This window comes from Streptococcus sp. oral taxon 061, assembly GCF_013394695.1.
GTDB lineage: Bacteria > Bacillota > Bacilli > Lactobacillales > Streptococcaceae > Streptococcus.
The window spans coordinates 1,136,452-1,155,313 of the sequence record NZ_CP058258.1 but is presented as its reverse complement, the minus strand read 5'-3'; the positions used below and the strand labels follow the sequence as shown (position 1 = coordinate 1,155,313).

The following is an 18,862-nucleotide window of genomic DNA, read 5'->3' as shown; positions in this document are numbered from 1 at the left end:
TACCTCCTTATTTTTGTTTGCGACAAGCTTCAAAAAGTTCCTTTTGTTCTTGGATTTTTTGATCAATCTTAGAGCAGTCCTTATGCTCGATTTTCTTTTGACAACGCTCCATTTCAAGTGTAATCATTTTTTTCTTGATTTTTAGCATCTTTTTGCTCATATGAGCTTCATCTAACATACCAACTGCCCGTTCATGTTGGGTTGATTCAACAAATTTGTGGCGAAGTCCTTCTATTTTATCTCGTAGGTATTGTTTATCCATGGCGATACCTTTCTAATTTTTCAATCATAACTAAAAATGGTGGATTGTTGACTTGGTTGAGGGTACGATAGATTGTAGCAGTGTATTCTTGTTGTGGCAACTGACTGACAAAATCTAAGACAGCATCCCGTTCTATATCTCCGCCTTCATGCCCGTAATAAATCATGATGGCTATTCGTCCGCCTTTAACGAGCATCTGACAGAGTTTTTCAAGTGCCTCAATGGTTGTGTGAGGTTTAGTAATAATAGACTTATCGGCAGAAGGAAGATAACCTAGATTAAAGATGGCTGCCTTCACCTCAGTTACAAACTGATCTACGGTTTCATGACCTTGGAGAAGTAATTCAACATTGGTCAAACCGGCTTCTTGTAGACGTTGACTTGTTTTTTGAAGAGCTTGTTCTTGTATATCAAAAGCGTAGACTTGTTTAGCTAATTTAGCAAGAAAAAGTGTATCATGTCCATTTCCCATTGTTGCATCTACAACAACATCATCTTTTGTGATGACTTGGGCAAGAAAATCATGCGCCAATTCAAGTGGTCTTTTCATTCATAAACTCCTGTTTTACAGCCTTGCATCCTTGGACACTACCTCGACGTCTCATTTCAGCTTCTATGCTATTTAGAACTTCCCATTTATTGAGACTCCACATAGGACCAATTAGCATATCTCTAGGCGCATCACCCGTAATCCTATGGATGACTATATGTTTGGGAATAATTTCAAGTTGGTCACAGATAACTTTCACATAGTCATCTTGACTCATAAGCCGCAAACGACCTTCATGATAGTCGCGTTGCATTCGAGTGTTGGTCATGAGGTGAAGTAGGTGAAGTTTAATCCCTTGGATATCATTGTCCCTTACACAACGCCGAACGTTTTCCACCATCATTTCATGAGTTTCACCGGGCAAACCATTGATTAGATGAGCAACAATCTCAATCTTGGGATATTTTCTCAAGCGCTTAACCGTTTCCACGTAGAGTTCATAGGAGTGGGCACGGTTAATTAATTCAGAAGTTGCTTCATAGGTGGTTTGTAAACCTAACTCTACAGTAACATGCAATCGCTCTGATAGTTCTGCCAAGTATTCGATAGTCTCATCAGGCAGGCAATCTGGTCGTGTACCGATATTGATTCCAACAACTCCAGGTTCATTAATAGCTTGTTCATAGCGTTCGCGAATCACTTCGAGTTTTTCATGAGTATTAGTAAAGTTTTGGAAATAGACTAGATATTTTTTTACATCTGGCCATTTACGGTGCATAAAGTCAATTTCCTTATAAAATTGCTCACGAATAGGAGCGTCAGGCGCAACGATAGCATCTCCAGAACCAGAAACCGTACAGAAAGTACAACCTCCATGAGCTACTGTACCATCACGATTGGGACAATCAAATCCAGCATCGATAGGAACTTTGAAAGTTTTTTCTCCGAATAAATTTCGATAATAATCATTCAAGGTATTATAGGATTTCATAGCTAATATTATATCAGAAAAGACTCGCAAACTCAAAGTCAGCAAATAAGTGAGAGATATTGAAATGATTGGACAGAAAAAAATTTTAAAAAAAGCCTTTACAAAAAAATAAAAAGTGGTATAATTAAGTCACAAACAAGTGCAAACGTTTTCGTAAAACGTTTGCCTAATAAATATAAAAGGAGATTTGAATGATGAAAGATACATTCAAAAATGTCTTGTCTTTCGAATTTTGGCAGAAATTCGGTAAGGCTCTAATGGTGGTTATCGCTGTTATGCCAGCGGCTGGATTGATGATCTCAATCGGTAAGTCACTTGCAATGATTGACCCAAACCTTGCTCCCCTAGTTATTACTGGTGGCGTACTAGAGCAAATTGGTTGGGGAGTTATCGGTAACCTTCATATTTTGTTTGCCCTCGCTATTGGAGGAAGCTGGGCTAAAGAACGTGCTGGTGGTGCTTTTGCGGCAGGTCTTGCATTTATCCTTATTAACCGTATCACTGGTACAATCTTCGGTGTATCAGGGGATATGTTGAAAGATCCTAACGCTATGGTTTCAACAATCTTTGGTGGATCTATCAAGGTTGCTGATTACTTCATTAGTGTACTTGAGGCACCAGCCCTTAACATGGGGGTATTTGTAGGGATTATCTCAGGTTTTGTTGGAGCGACTGCATTTAACAAATACTATAATTTCCGTAAACTTCCTGATGCCCTTTCATTCTTTAACGGGAAACGTTTTGTACCATTTGTAGTTATTCTTCGCTCAGCAATCGCTGCAATTCTTCTTTCAGCTTTCTGGCCAGTTGTTCAAACAGGTATCAACAACTTCGGTATCTGGATTGCCAATTCACAAGAAACAGCACCAGTTCTTGCACCATTCTTGTATGGTACTTTGGAACGCTTGCTCTTGCCATTCGGACTTCACCACATGTTGACTATCCCAATGAACTATACAGCTCTTGGTGGTACTTATGATGTGTTAACTGGTGCAGCAAAAGGCACTCAAGTATTTGGACAAGATCCACTTTGGCTTGCATGGGTAACAGACCTTGTAAACCTTAAAGGTACTGACGCAGGTCAATACCAACACTTGTTAGATACAGTACATCCAGCTCGTTTCAAAGTTGGACAAATGATCGGTTCGTTTGGTATCTTGATGGGTATAATTGTGGCTATCTACCGTAACGTTGATCCAGATAAGAAACACCAATACAAAGGTATGATGATCGCAACTGCTCTTGCAACATTCTTGACAGGGGTAACTGAACCAATTGAGTACATGTTCATGTTCATCGCAACACCTCTTTACCTTGTTTACGCTCTTGTTCAAGGTGCTGCCTTTGCAATGGCTGATATTGTGAACCTTCGTGTTCACTCATTCGGTTCAATCGAATTCTTGACTCGTACTCCGCTAGCTATCAACGCTGGTCTTGGTATGGATATCATTAACTTTATCTGGGTTACAGTACTCTTTGGATTTATCATGTACTTCATCGCTAACTTCATGATTAAGAAATTCAACTATGCAACTCCAGGACGTAACGGTAACTACGAAAATGCAGATGGTTCATCTGAATCTTCAGCTGCTGGTGAAACTAAAGTTGCAGAAGCTTCTCAAGCAGTTAACATCATCAACCTTCTCGGTGGACGTGCCAACATCGTTGATGTCGACGCATGTATGACTCGTCTTCGTGTTACTGTACAAGATGCTGAAAAAGTTGGAACAGAAGAACAATGGAAAGCTGAAGGAGCTATGGGACTTGTCATGAAAGGACAAGGTGTCCAAGCTATCTACGGACCTAAAGCTGACGTTTTGAAATCAGATATCCAAGATATTCTTGACTCAGGTGAAGTGATTCCTGAAACTCTTCCAAGTCAAATGGCAGCAACTCAAAAAGATACTGTTGTCTACAAAGGTGTAACTGAAGAAGTTTATTCAGTTGCTGACGGTCAAGTGATTGAATTGGAACAAGTTAAAGATCCAGTCTTCTCACAAAAAATGATGGGTGATGGATTTGCAGTAGAACCAGCAAATGGAAACATTGTATCTCCAGTTTCTGGTACTGTATCAAGCGTCTTCCCAACTAAACATGCTCTTGGTCTTGTAACTGAAGCAGGTCTTGAAGTTCTTGTTCACATTGGTCTTGATACTGTAAGTCTTGAAGGAAAACCATTTGAAGTAATGGTTTCAGAAGGTCAAACAGTCGCTGCTGGTGATCTCTTGGTCAAAGCTGACTTGGGTGCTATCCGTGAAGCTGGTCGTGAAACTACAACTGTAGTTGTCTTCACAAATGGTGACGCGATCAAATCAGTTAAATTACAACAAACAGGTTCTCTTGCAGCTAAAACAGCAGTTGCAAAAGTAGAATTGTAATATTTAGGAGGTTGGAAGCTATTTCCAACCTCTTGTTTAATAGGAGAAAAGCATGAAGTTTTTAACACTCAATACTCATAGTTGGATGGAAAAAGATCCTGAACAAAAGTTTCAACTTTTACTTCAAGATATACTTGAAAACAGTTATGATTTGATTTGTTTTCAGGAAATTAACCAGGAAATTACTTCAGCGCAAGTAGAAGCTGGTGCACTTTATCAGCCATTACCATCTGCTGAGCCGATTCATCAAGACCACTATGTTCGTCTCTTGGTAGAACACTTAGCTGAGCAAGGTCAAAACTATTATTGGACTTGGGCCTACAACCATATTGGTTATGATCGTTACCATGAAGGTGTTGCAATCCTATCTAAAACACCAATTGAAGCGCGTGAAATTTTGGTTTCAGATGTAGATGATCCGACAGATTACCACACTCGTCGAGTTGCTCTAGCAGAGACAGTAGTTGAAGGTAAAGAACTTGCAGTTGCGAGTGTCCATCTCTCTTGGTGGGATAAAGGCTTCCAAGAGGAATGGGCGCGCTTTGAAGCAGTTCTGAAAGAATTGAAGAAGCCACTCTTGCTAGCAGGTGATTTTAATAATCCTGCAGGCCAAGAGGGTTACCAAGCTATTTTAGCTAGTCCACTAAACTTACAAGATGCATTTGAAGTTGCAAAAGAAAGAAGTGGTAGTTACACTGTTCCGCCTGAAATTGATGGTTGGAAGGGAAATACAGAACCACTTCGAATTGATTATGCCTTTACGACAAAGGATATACAGGTAGAAACATTACATGTTGTCTTTGATGGAAAACAAAGTCCACAGGTCAGTGATCACTATGGTCTTCAAGCAGAACTTTCTTGGAAGAACTAACAAATAATTTTACTAAAATAAAACAAGACCCCCTTCGGATATGCGAAGGGGGTTAACTACTCAAGGGGTTAATATAGTTAAAGTTTTTAGTTGAATAACTTGTAAAATGAAATAAAATCCTTTAAAATAAAAAGTGTTGGAGGAATTTATGAATGTAAATCAAATTGTGCGTATGATCCCGACGCTAAAGATAAATAATAGAAGATTAAATGAATTGTTTTATATCCAAACCTTGGGTATGAAACCCTTGCTTGAAGAGTCGGCTTTCTTATCGCTAGGAGACCAGTCAGGCATTGAAAAATTGGTTTTAGAAGAATCACCAAGTATGAGAAGCCGTAAGGTTGAAGGGATCAAAAAATTAGCTAGATTGATTGTAAAAGTAGCGAATCCATCCGAGATTGAAGCCTTACTAGCTAGAATGGAAAAACTTCCTCAACTCTATAAAGGAAATAAGGGATTTGCTTTTGAAGCTCTTTCTCCGGAAGGGGACCTTGTCCTTATCCATGCGGAAGATGACATCAAAGATTTGAGAAAGTTTGATGAAACTGTTACTTTCTCAAAAGATGAGAAGATGCAGTATTTGACAGCATTTGATATTTCAGTAGAGATTAACTTGCCTGATGAAACGACGAGCCTGCTTGAAAAAGAGGAAATCGAAACTAGCCTAGCTTTTAAACAAGCTCAAGGTAGTGATTTGCTCGTTGAAAATAATGTTACTTGGGATTTGTCTATGTTGAAATTCCAAGTAAAAGAACTTGAATTGGCTAGTCTCCGTCAACGTTTTGAAACTGCAGGTTACTTTATTCCTAAGTCTGAGAAGTTTTTCCTAACTAAGGATGCCAACAATATCGAATTGTGGTTTGAAGAAGTATGAAACAAGAAATCATTCAAAAAATAAAGCAACAAATTGAGGCAGGGATTTATCCTGGTGCCTCTTTTGCGTATTATCGGGATGGTGAATGGTCTGATTGCTACCTCGGAGAAGCAGATCCAGAAATTGGAGAGCAGACTTGTCAAGGTTTAGTCTATGATTTGGCAAGTGTGAGCAAAGTTGTCGGAGTTGGAACTGTCTTAACTTTCTTATGGCATCAAGGGGAATTAGATATAGAAAAGTCAGTGACGGAATTTTTACCTGACTCTGACTATCAAGATATCACAATTCGTCAACTCCTCACTCATGCCACAGACTTGGACCCTTATATTCCCAATCGTGACCAGTTGAATGCAGAAGAATTGAAAGAAGCTATGTTTCATCTTAATCGTAGGGAGAAGCGAGCCTTTCTATATTCAGATGTGCACTTTCTCTTGCTAGGTTTTCTCTTGGAAAGATATTTTGATAAGGACTTGGATCAGATTTTGCAAGAGCAAGTTTTGGATCCATGGAGGATGAAGGAAACGAGGTTTGGTCCTGTAACCAGTGCTGTGCCGACTGTTCGTGGTCAGAAAGCAGGAGTGGTGCATGATCCAAAGGCACGTTTGCTTGGGAAACATGCAGGGAGTGCTGGATTGTTTTCAACTGTGAAGGATTTAAAAATCTTCCTAGAGCATTATTTACAGGATGATTTTGCTGAAGATTTGAGCCAGAATTTCTCAGATTTAGATGATAAAGAGCGCTCCTTATCCTGGAATATTGAAGGAGATTGGCTAGACCATACAGGCTATACTGGAACCTTTATCATGTGGAATCGTAAGAAGCAGGAAGCTGCTATTTTCTTGTCCAATAGAACCTACGAAAAGGACGAGCGTGCTCGGTGGATCATAGACCGTAATCAGGTCATGGACTTAATTCGTGAAGCAGACTAGGGAGGGCTCATGTCTAAAGCGTTAAAAGGAACTCTATTTACAGTCATTGCAGGTATCGCTTGGGGACTATCTGGAACCAGTGGGCAGTACCTGATGGCTCATAGGATTTCAGCTCTAGTTCTGACCAATATCCGTTTGATTGTTGCTGGTCTCCTCTTGGTTCTATTGTCCTATATAAAGTCTAAGGAACAATTTCTAGCTTTTTTAAAGGATAAATCAAGTCTCTTTTCTCTCTTGCTATTTTCTTTATTTGGTCTCTTTCTAAATCAATTGGCTTATCTATCAGCCATTCAGGAGACAAATGCTGGCACAGCGACAGTTCTTCAATATGTCTGTCCTGTTGGAATCTTGGCTTACACATGCATCAAAGATAAGGTAGCCCCTACTATAGCAGAAATCATTTCTATGTTTTTGGCTATAGGTGGAACCTTTTTAATTGCGACTCACGGTCAAATGGATCAGCTCTCTATGACACCAGCAGGTCTCTTTTGGGGCTTGTTCTCTGCTTTAACCTATGCTTTGTATATCATTTTACCCATTAAACTGATTCAAAAGTGGGGGAGCATTTTGGTTATTGGTGTTGGAATGACCATTTCTGGTTTTGTGGCAGTTCCATTTACTGGAATTATCGGCGCTAGAATTCCTATGTCATTTGATATTTTTCTAGCCTTTGCTGGAATTATTCTTATTGGAACGGTTTTTGCCTACACAGCTTTTCTCAAGGGAGCCAGTATGGTTGGACCAGTCAAATCTAGTCTTCTGGCGTCGATTGAGCCAATCTCTGCGGTGTTTTTTGCCTTTATGATTATGGGAGATATTTTTTATCCTGTAGATTTTCTTGGTATGGCAATGATTTTGTTGGCTGTAACTATTATTTCTTTAAAGGATTTAATGCTAGAAAAGAAACACAAGTCTATTTAAAGACAGAACAACCTTATAAAGAGGTTGTTTTTTATGTTCTGCATTAATTTATATAATTTTAAGATTGAAAGTTTATAATAAAGTTAGAAAAATAAGCTAAACGGAGGAAATATGAATTTTATACAAAGTATTCATCCTGCTAAACCTTTAAGATACTTAAAATGGTTCGATATCTTAATCATCACTATTTTAATGTTTGGAGAGTTTATCATCCGTTCCACACAACAATTTATGGAGAGTCTATCGCCTTCAACTGTTACCAGTGTCGTGGATACTGCGTCAAATGTAGCAAGTGATGGAGCAGCTTATTCTAGTAATTTCAATTTCCAGTTGATTATGCTAGGGATTACTTTCCTCTATCTTTTGATTCGAAATTATGATTTTAAACAGCTTCCAATTCGCTTTTCTTGGTCAGTTTTGATTTGGGTTCCCCTTATCTTTGCAGTTGTTGGAATAATTGGAGATATTGTAACAACCCTTAGTGGTGAGTATAATTATTTTAATCCTCAGTTGATCCCTTTTATAGATCCCATGGAGATTATTAGAAAATTCATGGCTTTAACACCAATGGCCATTGGTTATGCTTTATTAAATGGTTTTTACGAAGAATTTTTCTTCTTGGGCTTACTGACTTCAGTCAAAGAAAAACATAAGTGGTTAGTCCTAGTTTACTCCGTAATTATCAGGATTTCTTTTCATACCTACCAAGGATTACTCTGGGCCTTAGTTATTGGGCTTGTATATGGACTATTCTATTATTTCTTGTACAAGTATGTAGTCAAGAATTTACTGCCATTCTTTCTTATGCATGCTCTTGCAGATATGTTTGGTTCAAGTCTCTTGTACCTCTTGATTGCTTGGGGGACTTAAGCAAAAAATCCACTCACTCGAGTGGATTTTTTTATGAATGAAATTTATTCTTTATTTTCGTATGGCAAGATCAAGTTCAAAAGAATACCTGTCATAGCTGATAGAGCAGTACCTGAAAGGGTAACTGGACCAAGTTTAAGGATTGCTCCACCAAGTCCAAGTACCAACATGGCACTTGCGATGATAAGATTACGCATTTGACCAAAGTCTACACGTTCCTTGATCAAAACTTTCAAACCGTTGCTGGCGATAACCCCATAAAGAAGGATAGACATACCACCAAGTACGGCACTAGGGATTGTAGAAATCAAGGCAGTGAATTTACCAAGGAAGCTAAGGGCAATTGCGATAAAGGCTGCATTACGGATAACTGAGACAGAAGCGATACGAGTCATACCGATCACCCCAGTATTTTCACCGTAAGTAGTATTAGCAGGACCACCAAGGAAGGCAGATACTGATGTTGCGATACCGTCACCAAGAAGGGTACGGTGAAGACCTGGTTCTTTCAAGAATTGACGGCCACAGATTTGGCTCAAGACCGTGTGGTCTCCAATGTGTTCTGAGATTGTTACGATCGCGATTGGTAAGATTGCGATTGTCTCTGGACCGAAGTAAAGGTTGTATTCTTTGAAGGCACCACCTGTGCTAAATGGTAGGTAGAAGCCTGGAATTTCGAACCAGTTAGCTTGAAGAACAGGAGTGAAGTCAACTAAGCCAAGTGCTAGCGCGAAGAGATATCCACCAATAATTGCAAAGAGGAAAGGAATGATACGAAGGAAACCTTTTCCTTTTGTATTGATAAAAGCAGCGATGAGGAAGGTAACCACAGCTACAAGAGCATTTTTCCAGTTGCCGTCAGCTACAAGACCAGCATTGGTTACGGCAGAACCAGCAAGCCCAAGACCGATAACGATAATCATAGGACCAATAATGATTGGAGGCAAGAGTTTATCAATCCATTTTGTACCTGCGAAGCGAACACTTGCAGCAACAAGGACATAAACAAAACCAGTTAGGATAACCCCTGTCTGAGCAGCAGATACATCACCCCCCATTTCTTTCATGGCAAGTGACATAGCTGTAATAAAGGCGAAAGAAGAACCAAGATAAACAGGAACTCTAAAACCTGTTGCAATCATATAGATGAGGGTACCAACCCCTGAAGCAAAGAGGGCAACAGATACAGGCATTCCCAAAATCAATGGTACCAAGATGGTTGCACCAAACATGGCAAACACGTGCTGGAAACTGAGTAGGATTCCCTTACCAAAAGAAGGACGTTGGTCAACGTCGAGTAACAAATCAACAGTTGATTCTTGTTTCATAAATACCTCACTTTTTGGGCATCAAAAAAGAGCCCATTATTTTACAGCAATAGGCTCTCAGAGTAAGACTTCTTTAAAAAGAGAATTATCTCATTCTTAAAGAATTTCATATATTTCTGCGTCTTCGTCACCTCACGGGATGACATTAAAAACCTTTGCTTAAGATAGTATAGCAGAAAAAATTCGTCTTGTAAACGAATTTTTCCCGAGCCAAGAAATAAGAAAGCGAGGCATGATTTTGTAAATCATTTTTTCCAGAGCAAGGAAATAAAGACGCGAGGTATAATCTTGTGAGTATCTATTTAAAATATCCTAAAGTGGTCGTTTGTTGGGCATACCAGCCTTACGTGGATATTTGTTTGGAGTTTCTTTTTTCTTTTCGACAATAGTGATGTAGCGAGGGTCTCCATTAGGAAGTGTGTAGCTGATGTTGTCTTCAACCTTGCTGAAGAGAAGATTGAGGGCATTCTTGGCTTCTGTCAATTCCTCTGGTGCATTACTGGCCTTAAGTGCCAAAAGTTTTCCTCCTACCTTTAGATAAGGAATCGTTAATTCAGACAAGACCTGCATGCGAGCAACTGCACGAGCTGTTACAATGTCGAATTGGGCACGGAAATTCTTCTCTTGAGCAAAATCTTCTGCGCGCCCATGGTAGAAATGAACACCTTCTAGATTAAGCTCCTCAGCTAAAAGCTGAAGAAAGTTAATGCGCTTATTGAGTGAATCAATGATGGTCACATCTAGCTGAGGGTAGAGAATCTTCATAGGAAGACTTGGGAATCCTGCACCAGCGCCAATATCAAGTAACTTAATTTCTTGGTTTTCTATCAACCCTTGTAGGATAGGAGCGATGGAATCATAAAAGTGTTTAAGATAAACTTCTTCCTTTTCAGTAATTGCAGTCAGGTTGATTTTTTGGTTCCACTCGACTAAGAGTTCAAAATAGCGCTCAAATTGTGCTTTTTGCTGGTCAGTAAGATTGATATTCTGTTCAGCAAGTAGTGTGTAAAAAGTTTCTGGTTTCATAGTTATATCCTTCTTGTATATCATCTTATTTTACCACAAAAACATGGAAATTTGATATACTTGTACTAATCAAAAGGCAGAAAGGAGCTTTATGATGAATTGGATTTTTTATGGACTTCTTGCTCTAATTATTTTCTTGGTAATTGACTGCTATAATAAATTGGTGAAAAATCGTATGCAGACCAAGGAAGCTTGGAGTCAGATTGATGTTCAGTTGAAGCGTCGAAATGATCTCTTACCAAACTTAATTGAAACAGTAAAAGGTTACGCTAAATACGAAAGTTCTACTCTAGAAAAGGTGACTGAACTCCGTAGACAAGTAGCTGCAGCAACTACACCTGCAGAAGCCATGAAAGCTAGTGATGCACTGACTCGTCAGGTATCTGGTATTTTTGCGGTTGCAGAGAATTATCCTGACTTGAAGGCTAGTAGCAATTTTGCTCACTTACAAGAAGAACTGACTAACACAGAAAATAAAATTTCTTATTCACGTCAGCTCTATAATAGTGTCGTTAGCAACTACAATATTAAATTAGAAACTTTCCCAAGTAATCTGGTTGCGGCTATATTTGGCTTCAAGGCAGCGGATTTCCTTCAAACTCCAGAAGAAGAAAAGGCTGTACCTAGAGTTGATTTTAGTGGTTTAGGTGACTAAGATGCTGTACAAACAAATTGCTAGTAATAAACGTAAAACTTGGATTCTTTTAATTGTCTTCTTTCTTTTGCTAGCCTTGGTTGGTTATGCTGTTGGTTTTCTGTTCATGAACTCAGGTATCTGGGGCGTGACTGTAGCTATGATTATCGGTTTCATCTATGCCTTGACCATGATTTTTCAATCTACAGAGATTGTCATGAGCATGAATGGTGCGCGTGAGGTTGATAGAAACGAAGAACCTGTTCTCTATCATGTTGTCGAGGATATGGCATTGGTGGCGCAGATTCCTATGCCACGAGTTTATGTAATTGATGACCCGGGTTTGAATGCCTTCGCCACCGGTTCGAATCCTCTAAATGCTGCTGTTGCTGCTACGTCAGGACTTTTAGAGATCATGAATCGTGAGGAGTTAGAAGCTGTAATCGGGCATGAAGTTAGTCATATTCGCAACTTAGATATTCGAATCTCTACCATTGCTGTTGCTCTTGCCAGTGCCATCACCCTTTTATCGAGTATGGCAGGTCGTATGATGTGGTGGGGTGGAGCTAGTCGTAGTCGTAGAAGTAATGACCGTGATGGTGGAGGACTTGAGATTATTTTATTGGTCCTATCTCTCTTGGCCATTGTTCTAGCGCCTTTAGCAGCAACTTTGGTGCAGTTAGCTATCTCTCGCCAACGAGAATTTTTAGCAGATACTTCAAGTGTGGAACTAACTCGTAATCCTCAGGGGATGATCAATGCTTTACAAAAATTAGACAATAGTCAACCCATGAGTCATCATGTAGATGATGCTAGTAGTGCCCTTTATATCAATGATCCTCAAAAACCAGGTTTCTTGAAAAAACTATTTTATACGCATCCACCTATTTCAGAGCGAATTGAACGTTTGAAACAAATGTAAAAAAACATCCAGAGAACTTTCTCTGGATGTTTTATTTCCAAAAGTTAAAGATCTTGTAAATCAACTACTTCTAAACCATGCTCTGTCAGACTATAAATACTGGTACAGACTTCTTTTAAGAAACGTCGATCATGCGAAACAGTAACCAGACCACCGGGATAAGTGGCAAAGAGTTTTCTGATTTCTGGTTGAGAAGTTGGAGAAAAATTTCGTGTGGGTTCATCCAGAAGGAGAAAGTTCGGTTTTCGTAGAACTAAATTCAAAAGAAGGAGTTTACCTTGTTGACCTCCAGATAAGGAGTGGATTTGCTGGTGCATCTCTGGATAACTGAAATTGAGACTGGCTAGGAAGGATTGGATTTTCTGTAATTCCTCTTTATGTCCAGTTTGGCTGAGAAATTCTACTGGCGATAGAGCCAATTGCAATGTTTCTTGGTAATCTTGTGGCATAAATCCAAGCGAGATTTCTCGCTTATTATTAAGAAGTTGCTGCAGCTTGGCTAAAAGTGTGGATTTGCCAATGCCATTGGGACCGATAATACCAATTTTTTCTTGACCACGGACAGTTAGTTGTAACTCCTGAGCTAAAACACGCTCACCAATAGACAAATTTTTCTTTTCCAGTCGAATTAAGACTTTAGAAGCTGCTAATGGCTCTATATCTGAAAAGAAAAGTTGGATTTGTTCCTCTTCAAGCGGCTTTTGGGTCATGGACTGAGCTACTTTTTCGTAGCGTTTTTCTTGAGAAAGAACATTTTTCATCTTTTTAGCTAATAGGCGGCCCGCAACATCATTTTTAGTGTTACGCAAGGCAGTTTCTACTTTTTGCTTGACTCTGCGATGCTTTTCCATGGTTTTTTCATAGGAACGTTGGTCGTTGGCAGCTTGCTGGCTTTGTCTGGCAAAATGAGCCTTTCTCTGTTCACTATAGCGATCATAGTCTAGATGTTCGACTAGGGTTTCAGCTTCCTTTCGGTGCTTGACTAGTCGCAAGTGGATAATGGTATCTGCCGTTCGAGAGAGGAATTCTTCATCATGAGAAATGAAAATAACGGTTTGCCTCATCTTCTGAATTTGACCTTTTAGCCAATCAATCGTCTCAAGATCTAGGTCATTTGAAGGTTCATCTAAAAATAGAATGTCAAAGGGTTTAGCCAATTCATGGATGAGCTGAATTTTCAAAGCTTCGCCCCCTGATAGACTGCCAATTTCTTGGTCACTAGCAAAACGGTCGCTATCAAAGTGCAACTCCTCCGCCAAACGATAAAGAATGCTGTAGTCCAAATCTGTAGGCTCTAAAAAGAAGTAGTCCTGTAGAGATTTTTTCTTCAGTTCTTCAGGGAGATGTTGGGGAATGCAGGCCAGGGACTGAAAGTCAGACTGGATTTCTCCACTGATTGAGAAATCAGCTAATCTTTCGCCCATTAAAGTTTTAAGTAAGGTTGATTTTCCATTGCCTTCTTCGCCGATAATAGCGACCTTTTCTCCGTCTTGGATGGTGATATTTAAATCGGAAACAAGGTCTCGTAAATCTTTGTTTTGTGTGATAGTTAGATGATTGATGTTTATCATATTATTGCACTTTCTAGAATGTCCATATTGCATAACAAAAAGCTCTACTTTATCTAGTAGAGCCAATCGTCTATGTCAAAAAATCCTCTTTTAAAAAGGCTGAAAATCCACCACAAAAAAGAGTACACAAAAAGAGACAGAAACAAGATCTACTAAATAAAGGTTCTTTATTTGATAGACTTAGTTGTTCATGTCTCCCTTACCTCCGAGTATTGCTACAATCATCATACTCTTTTTGCGAAAATTTGTCAAGATTAAGCCAGAAAATCCTCTTTATATTAAAGACCAAAAACAGGTCCGTAAAGTGTCAATGTATGTTTAACGTGATCGTAGTGGAACTTGTCATAGTTTCTCCAAGCAGTGCGAGCTTGATCGTTTAGTTTTAGTGAGCCAAGTCCAATCAAAAGACTAGTCCGTTGGTAAAAAGTTTCCAGTTCAATTAAGATAGCGTTGTCTACTTTCTCAGCTTTTTTAAGTTCTCTGAGAATCTCATCTATATTTTGCTGTAAGCGTAGATCATCAGGTAATCCTTGTTTACAGTTTTGTATAGTTTGATTTAATTCTGAAACGAGTTGATAGGCTTCAGCTAAAAGAACTTTGTCTTCCATATGAGCGTCCTCCTTTGCTCATGTATTGATGCCTATAGTATAGCACAAAAAATAAAATTGTCATAATAAATATATCAAAAAATAGAGAATGATTTTTTGAAAGTTTAGTTGCCTTGCTAGCGCTCTTTTCATGGTATAATCAAGGGAGTAAATCTTTATGGAGGAAGTATGAAATTAAATATTCAAGAAATTCGTAAGCAGCCTGAAGGCTTGCACTTTGAGCAAACTTTAGACTTGGCAACTGACTTACGTGCTCGTAATCAAGAAATTTTAGATGTAAAAGATATCAAAGCAGCGGGGAAGGCTCAGTACGAAGACCGTATGTTTTTCCTAGACTATCTCTTATCTTATACAATCGTCCTAGCTTCTAGCCGTAGTATGGAACCGGTAGAAATGAAAGAGTCTTATCCAGTGACAGAAGTCTTTATGGAAGGTGCTACCAATCAACTTGACCAAGAAGTTCTAGATGATGACTTAGTTTTACCGATTGAAAATGGTGAAATCGACCTTGCTGAGAGTGTTTCAGATAATATCTTGCTAAACATTCCAATCAAGGTCTTAACAGCTGAGGAAGAAGCTGGTCAGGGTTTTGTCTCTGGAAATGACTGGCAAATCATGTCTGAGGAAGAATATCAAGCTCAACAAGCAGTTAAGAAAGAAGAAAATAGTCCTTTTGCAGGCTTGCAAGGGCTGTTTGACGGAGACGAGTAAATGGTTTTATCCAAGAAACGCGCCCGTCATGTCATAGAGGAAATCATTGCTCTATTTCCCGATGCAAAACCTAGTCTAGACTTTCGCAATCATTTTGAGCTTTTGGTTGCCGTTATGCTATCTGCTCAGACGACAGATGCTGCAGTCAACAAGGCCACACCAGGTCTCTTTGCAGCGTTCCCTACGCCTCAAGCCATGGCAGATGCCAGTGAGAGCGAAATTGCAAAACATATTTCTCGTCTAGGTCTTTATCGAAACAAAGCAAAATTCCTCAAAAAATGTGCCCAACAACTTCTGGATGATTTTGGCGGTCAAGTTCCTCAGACCAGGGAAGAATTAGAAAGCTTAGCTGGTGTTGGGCGTAAAACAGCTAATGTAGTCATGAGTGTGGGTTTTGGAATTCCAGCTTTTGCGGTAGATACCCATGTGGAGCGCATTTGTAAACACCATGATATTGTTAAAAAATCAGCTACACCACTAGAGGTTGAAAAACGTGTCATGGATGTCTTGCCACCAGAAAAGTGGTTGGCGGCGCATCAGGCCATGATTTACTTTGGTCGTGCTATCTGTCATCCCAAAAATCCAGAATGCGAACACTATCCACAGTTATACGATTTTAGTTCATTATAAGGCCAAGTATTGAATGTTTTTACTTGCTTTGCACTGGGCTTTGTGATATAGTAAGGACAATAAAATATTCCTTTAAAACTGTCCCGTGAGGCAGGCAAGGAGCTCGATAAAGTAGAAGGGTAAGTCTATACTGTATACAGTAGGGCTCGCTTGGCTATACATTTCAAGTCTCCTTGTGTTAGGAGACTTTTCTTTTTGGAGGTTTGTCATGAAGACAAAAGAAGTTGTTGACGAATTAACCGTCAAGCGAGCAATTACGCGTATCACTTATGAAATTATCGAACGCAACAAAGATTTGAATAAAATTATTTTAGCGGGAATTAAAACACGTGGTGTCTTTATTGCTCACCGTATTCAAGAACGCTTGGAACAATTGGAAAACATCTCAGTTCCTGTTGTAGAATTAGATACTAAACCTTTCCGCGACGATGTTAAGAGTGGTGAGGATACTTCATTAATTTCTGTCGATGTAACAGACCGCGAAGTCATTTTGGTGGATGATGTGCTCTATACAGGCCGTACAATCCGTGCTGCTATCGATAACATTGTCGGACATGGTCGTCCAGCGCGCGTGAGTCTTGCGGTACTAGTTGACCGTGGACACAGAGAATTGCCAATTCGTCCAGATTACGTTGGGAAAAATATTCCAACCAGTCGTTCGGAAGAAATCATCGTTGAGATGACAGAACTTGATGGCCAAGATAGAGTTTTGATTACTGAAGAAGCTTAATAGCTAAAGGAGTAGCCATGTCAGAAAATCAACAAGCACTCAACCATGTGGTGTCCATGGAAGATCTCACTGTGGATCAGGTTATGAAATTGATTAAACGAGGGATTGAGTTTAAGAATGGAGCTCGGTTGCCTTACGAAGACCATCCCATTGTTTCCAATCTTTTCTTTGAAAATTCGACAAGAACGCATAAATCGTTTGAAGTTGCGGAGATCAAACTAGGATTGGAACGACTTGACTTTGATGTAAAGACAAGTTCAGTCAACAAGGGTGAGACACTCTATGATACCATCCTAACCTTATCCGCACTGGGGGTAGATGTCTGCGTTATTCGTCACCCTAAGGTTGATTACTACAGAGAATTGATTGCGAGTCCGACAATCACGACTTCGATTATCAACGGTGGTGACGGTTCAGGGCAACATCCTAGTCAGAGTCTGCTTGATTTAATGACAATTTACGAAGAATTTGGACATTTTGAAGGACTCAAGGTTGCGATTGCTGGAGACTTGGACCATTCACGTGTTGCCAAATCCAATATGCAGATTTTGAAACGCTTAGGTGCAGAGCTCTACTTTGCAGGACCTGAAGAATGGCGAAGTCAAGAATTTGCGGACTATGGACAGTTTGTTACCATTGATGAGATTGTTGATCAGGTGGATGTTCTGATGTTGCTTCGGGTTCAACATGAACGTCACGAAAGTGGAGCCGTCTTTTCAAAAGAAGGCTATCATGCTCAACATGGCTTGAACCAAGAACGCTACAATCGCTTAAAAGAAGAAGCAATCATTATGCATCCTGCTCCAGTAAATCGGGATGTAGAAATTGCTGACCACTTGGTTGAAGCTCCAAAATCACGTATTGTCCAACAAATGACCAATGGAGTCTTTGTTCGAATGGCAATCTTAGAATCCGTATTGGCAAGTAGAAAAGCCAAATAAGACACAAAACGTTAAAAGACGCCAGTGAGCGTCCACGAGAGGTGAGAATATGACAAAACGACTTCTAGTTTTAGAAGATGGCACAGTTTTTGAAGGTAAAGCCTTCGGTGCAGATATTGATGTAACAGGGGAAATCGTCTTTAATACAGGGATGACAGGCTATCAAGAATCCATTACAGACCAGTCTTATAATGGGCAAATCTTGACCTTCACTTATCCATTGGTGGGGAATTATGGGATTAACCGTGATGATTACGAATCTATCAGTCCTACTTGTAAGGGAGTTGTAGTTTTCGAAGAGGCACGTAGAGCAAGTAACTGGCGGAATCAAATGACCTTGGATGAATTCCTAAAAGCAAAGAAAATTCCTGGTATTTCAGGAATTGATACTCGTGCTCTTACAAAGATTATCCGTAAACATGGAACCATGCGAGCAACCTTGACACACGCTGGAGACAGTATGGATCATGTTGCTGATCAACTTCAAGCGACTGTTTTACCGACTGATAATATCAGACAAGTTTCTACCAAGACTTCTTATCCAGCTCCAGGGGTTGGTTTGAGTGTTGTTCTAGTAGACTTTGGTCTTAAGCATTCTATTTTACGAGAACTTTCAAAACGTGATTGTAACGTAACTGTAGTTCCATACACAACTACAGCTGAGGAAATCCTACATTTGAATCCTGATGGAGTTATGTTGTCAAATGGTCCGGGAAATCCAGAAGATGTACCAGAAGCACTTGATATGATTCGTGGTATTCTAGGGAAGATTCCAATCTTTGGTATTTGTATGGGTCACCAACTCTTTGCCATGGCAAATGGTGCAAAGACTTACAAGATGAAGTTTGGTCACCGTGGCTTTAACCATGCAGTTCGAGAAATTGCAACTGGGCGCGTGGACTTCACAAGTCAAAATCATGGTTACGCCGTTAGCCGTGAGGATTTACCAGAGCACTTGATTATCACTCACGAAGAAATCAATGACAAGTCAGTTGAAGGCGTACGTCACAGATATCTACCAGGTTTCTCTGTGCAATTCCACCCAGACGCAGCTCCTGGGCCACATGATGCAAGTTATCTATTTGATGAGTTCATCGAGATGATGGAAGCTTTCAAACAAGCAAACTAAAGACGAGTGAGAAATCGTCGGAGAATTTATTTAATGTCGCTCTGTG

20 protein-coding genes are annotated in these 18,862 nt (G+C 39.7%); 13 read left to right on the top strand and 7 right to left on the bottom strand.

Annotation, left to right across the window (positions count from 1 at the left end; genetic code table 11):
• Positions 1-7 precede the first annotated feature (7 nt).
• From HW271_RS05660 to HW271_RS05650, 3 genes are read right to left on the bottom strand one after another with little or no spacing between them, the layout of a single operon-like run.
• Positions 8-262: a hypothetical protein gene (locus tag HW271_RS05660; protein WP_006150587.1), complete on the bottom strand. Its 255-nt coding sequence runs from the start codon at positions 260-262 to the stop codon at positions 8-10.
• Positions 255-812 (bottom strand): class I SAM-dependent methyltransferase, encoded by a 558-nt coding sequence (locus HW271_RS05655; RefSeq protein ID WP_045613950.1) that lies wholly within the window; start codon positions 810-812, stop codon positions 255-257. Before HW271_RS05655 ends, HW271_RS05660 begins: the two co-directional genes overlap by 8 nt.
• The gene (locus HW271_RS05650) at positions 796-1,743 is read right to left on the bottom strand and encodes a TIGR01212 family radical SAM protein (RefSeq protein WP_310437574.1); all 948 of its coding nucleotides are present in this window, start codon (positions 1,741-1,743) and stop codon (positions 796-798) included. The genes HW271_RS05655 and HW271_RS05650 overlap by 17 nt, the downstream gene beginning before the upstream one ends.
• A gap of 191 nt (positions 1,744-1,934) precedes the next feature.
• Here HW271_RS05650 and HW271_RS05645 point away from each other — a divergent pair, with 191 nt between their 5' ends.
• The 6 genes from HW271_RS05645 to HW271_RS05620 all read left to right on the top strand — a co-directional run bounded on the left by HW271_RS05645 (position 1,935) and on the right by HW271_RS05620 (position 8,586).
• Positions 1,935-4,121: a PTS transporter subunit IIBC gene (locus HW271_RS05645; protein WP_178895191.1), complete on the top strand. Its 2,187-nt coding sequence runs from the start codon at positions 1,935-1,937 to the stop codon at positions 4,119-4,121.
• A gap of 52 nt (positions 4,122-4,173) precedes the next feature.
• Positions 4,174-4,992, top strand: a complete 819-nt coding sequence (locus HW271_RS05640) for an endonuclease/exonuclease/phosphatase family protein (RefSeq protein ID WP_178895190.1) — start codon at positions 4,174-4,176, stop codon at positions 4,990-4,992.
• A 148-nt stretch (positions 4,993-5,140) separates the two neighbouring features.
• The gene (locus HW271_RS05635; protein ID WP_178895189.1) at positions 5,141-5,866 is read left to right on the top strand and encodes a CppA N-terminal domain-containing protein; all 726 of its coding nucleotides are present in this window, start codon (positions 5,141-5,143) and stop codon (positions 5,864-5,866) included.
• Positions 5,863-6,795 (top strand): serine hydrolase domain-containing protein, encoded by a 933-nt coding sequence (locus tag HW271_RS05630; RefSeq protein ID WP_178895188.1) that lies wholly within the window; start codon positions 5,863-5,865, stop codon positions 6,793-6,795. Before HW271_RS05635 ends, HW271_RS05630 begins: the two co-directional genes overlap by 4 nt.
• A 9-nt stretch (positions 6,796-6,804) precedes the next feature.
• Positions 6,805-7,716: a DMT family transporter gene (locus HW271_RS05625; protein ID WP_178895187.1), complete on the top strand. Its 912-nt coding sequence runs from the start codon at positions 6,805-6,807 to the stop codon at positions 7,714-7,716.
• A 111-nt stretch (positions 7,717-7,827) separates the two neighbouring features.
• Positions 7,828-8,586 (top strand): CPBP family intramembrane glutamic endopeptidase, encoded by a 759-nt coding sequence (locus tag HW271_RS05620; protein WP_178895186.1) that lies wholly within the window; start codon positions 7,828-7,830, stop codon positions 8,584-8,586.
• 44 nt (positions 8,587-8,630) lie between these two features.
• Here the strand turns inward: HW271_RS05620 and HW271_RS05615 are convergent, their stop codons facing one another.
• Entirely contained in the window at positions 8,631-9,914 is a 1,284-nt protein-coding gene (locus tag HW271_RS05615; protein ID WP_178895185.1) for a uracil-xanthine permease family protein, read from the bottom strand.
• A gap of 312 nt (positions 9,915-10,226) precedes the next feature.
• Positions 10,227-10,940 (bottom strand): 16S rRNA (guanine(527)-N(7))-methyltransferase RsmG, encoded by a 714-nt coding sequence (rsmG, locus tag HW271_RS05610; RefSeq protein ID WP_178895184.1) that lies wholly within the window; start codon positions 10,938-10,940, stop codon positions 10,227-10,229.
• Between the two features lie 94 nt (positions 10,941-11,034).
• Here rsmG and HW271_RS05605 point away from each other — a divergent pair, with 94 nt between their 5' ends.
• Both HW271_RS05605 and htpX read left to right on the top strand, forming a co-directional pair.
• Complete coding sequence (locus HW271_RS05605) at positions 11,035-11,595, top strand: LemA family protein (RefSeq protein ID WP_178895183.1); 561 nt, start codon at positions 11,035-11,037, stop codon at positions 11,593-11,595.
• 1 nt (position 11,596) lies between these two features.
• Positions 11,597-12,496, top strand: coding sequence for a zinc metalloprotease HtpX (htpX, locus tag HW271_RS05600; protein WP_178895182.1), 900 nt, complete (start codon positions 11,597-11,599; stop codon positions 12,494-12,496).
• A gap of 44 nt (positions 12,497-12,540) precedes the next feature.
• On the opposite strand, the gene HW271_RS05595 is transcribed toward htpX, so the two are convergent.
• Both HW271_RS05595 and HW271_RS05590 read right to left on the bottom strand, forming a co-directional pair.
• A complete protein-coding gene (locus tag HW271_RS05595) occupies positions 12,541-14,100 on the bottom strand; it encodes an ATP-binding cassette domain-containing protein (RefSeq protein WP_178895657.1) in 1,560 nt (519 codons plus the stop codon).
• A gap of 245 nt (positions 14,101-14,345) precedes the next feature.
• Positions 14,346-14,675: a helicase BlpT gene (locus HW271_RS05590; protein WP_178895181.1), complete on the bottom strand. Its 330-nt coding sequence runs from the start codon at positions 14,673-14,675 to the stop codon at positions 14,346-14,348.
• Between the two features lie 168 nt (positions 14,676-14,843).
• Here HW271_RS05590 and HW271_RS05585 point away from each other — a divergent pair, with 168 nt between their 5' ends.
• From HW271_RS05585 to HW271_RS05565, 5 genes are all read left to right on the top strand, one after another.
• On the top strand, positions 14,844-15,386 hold the full coding sequence (locus tag HW271_RS05585; protein ID WP_178895180.1) for a DUF177 domain-containing protein: 543 nt from the start codon (positions 14,844-14,846) through the stop codon (positions 15,384-15,386).
• A complete protein-coding gene (gene nth, locus HW271_RS05580; RefSeq protein WP_178895179.1) occupies positions 15,387-16,016 on the top strand; it encodes an endonuclease III in 630 nt (209 codons plus the stop codon).
• A gap of 208 nt (positions 16,017-16,224) precedes the next feature.
• Positions 16,225-16,746 carry a bifunctional pyr operon transcriptional regulator/uracil phosphoribosyltransferase PyrR gene (gene pyrR, locus HW271_RS05575; RefSeq protein WP_000850019.1) on the top strand — a complete coding sequence of 174 codons (522 nt, stop codon included), beginning with the start codon at positions 16,225-16,227 and terminating at the stop codon, positions 16,744-16,746.
• A gap of 17 nt (positions 16,747-16,763) precedes the next feature.
• The gene (locus HW271_RS05570) at positions 16,764-17,687 is read left to right on the top strand and encodes an aspartate carbamoyltransferase catalytic subunit (protein ID WP_178895178.1); all 924 of its coding nucleotides are present in this window, start codon (positions 16,764-16,766) and stop codon (positions 17,685-17,687) included.
• A gap of 49 nt (positions 17,688-17,736) precedes the next feature.
• Positions 17,737-18,816: a carbamoyl phosphate synthase small subunit gene (locus tag HW271_RS05565; RefSeq protein ID WP_178895177.1), complete on the top strand. Its 1,080-nt coding sequence runs from the start codon at positions 17,737-17,739 to the stop codon at positions 18,814-18,816.
• The last annotated feature ends 46 nt before the right edge of the window (positions 18,817-18,862 follow it).

Bases quoted from the DNA above. Each gene is read 5' to 3' on its own strand.
- HW271_RS05660 (WP_006150587.1), bottom strand. From the start codon at position 262: ATGGATAAACAATACCTACGAGATAAAATAGAAGGACTTCGCCACAAA.
- HW271_RS05655 (WP_045613950.1), bottom strand. From the start codon at position 812: ATGAAAAGACCACTTGAATTGGCGCATGATTTTCTTGCCCAAGTCATC.
- HW271_RS05650 (WP_310437574.1), bottom strand. From the start codon at position 1,743: ATGAAATCCTATAATACCTTGAATGATTATTATCGAAATTTATTCGGA.
- HW271_RS05645 (WP_178895191.1), top strand. From the start codon at position 1,935: ATGATGAAAGATACATTCAAAAATGTCTTGTCTTTCGAATTTTGGCAG.
- HW271_RS05640 (WP_178895190.1), top strand. From the start codon at position 4,174: ATGAAGTTTTTAACACTCAATACTCATAGTTGGATGGAAAAAGATCCT.
- HW271_RS05635 (WP_178895189.1), top strand. From the start codon at position 5,141: ATGAATGTAAATCAAATTGTGCGTATGATCCCGACGCTAAAGATAAAT.
- HW271_RS05630 (WP_178895188.1), top strand. From the start codon at position 5,863: ATGAAACAAGAAATCATTCAAAAAATAAAGCAACAAATTGAGGCAGGG.
- HW271_RS05625 (WP_178895187.1), top strand. From the start codon at position 6,805: ATGTCTAAAGCGTTAAAAGGAACTCTATTTACAGTCATTGCAGGTATC.
- HW271_RS05620 (WP_178895186.1), top strand. From the start codon at position 7,828: ATGAATTTTATACAAAGTATTCATCCTGCTAAACCTTTAAGATACTTA.
- HW271_RS05615 (WP_178895185.1), bottom strand. From the start codon at position 9,914: ATGAAACAAGAATCAACTGTTGATTTGTTACTCGACGTTGACCAACGT.
- rsmG (WP_178895184.1), bottom strand. From the start codon at position 10,940: ATGAAACCAGAAACTTTTTACACACTACTTGCTGAACAGAATATCAAT.
- HW271_RS05605 (WP_178895183.1), top strand. From the start codon at position 11,035: ATGAATTGGATTTTTTATGGACTTCTTGCTCTAATTATTTTCTTGGTA.
- htpX (WP_178895182.1), top strand. From the start codon at position 11,597: ATGCTGTACAAACAAATTGCTAGTAATAAACGTAAAACTTGGATTCTT.
- HW271_RS05595 (WP_178895657.1), bottom strand. From the start codon at position 14,100: ATGCAATATGGACATTCTAGAAAGTGCAATAATATGATAAACATCAAT.
- HW271_RS05590 (WP_178895181.1), bottom strand. From the start codon at position 14,675: ATGGAAGACAAAGTTCTTTTAGCTGAAGCCTATCAACTCGTTTCAGAA.
- HW271_RS05585 (WP_178895180.1), top strand. From the start codon at position 14,844: ATGAAATTAAATATTCAAGAAATTCGTAAGCAGCCTGAAGGCTTGCAC.
- nth (WP_178895179.1), top strand. From the start codon at position 15,387: ATGGTTTTATCCAAGAAACGCGCCCGTCATGTCATAGAGGAAATCATT.
- pyrR (WP_000850019.1), top strand. From the start codon at position 16,225: ATGAAGACAAAAGAAGTTGTTGACGAATTAACCGTCAAGCGAGCAATT.
- HW271_RS05570 (WP_178895178.1), top strand. From the start codon at position 16,764: ATGTCAGAAAATCAACAAGCACTCAACCATGTGGTGTCCATGGAAGAT.
- HW271_RS05565 (WP_178895177.1), top strand. From the start codon at position 17,737: ATGACAAAACGACTTCTAGTTTTAGAAGATGGCACAGTTTTTGAAGGT.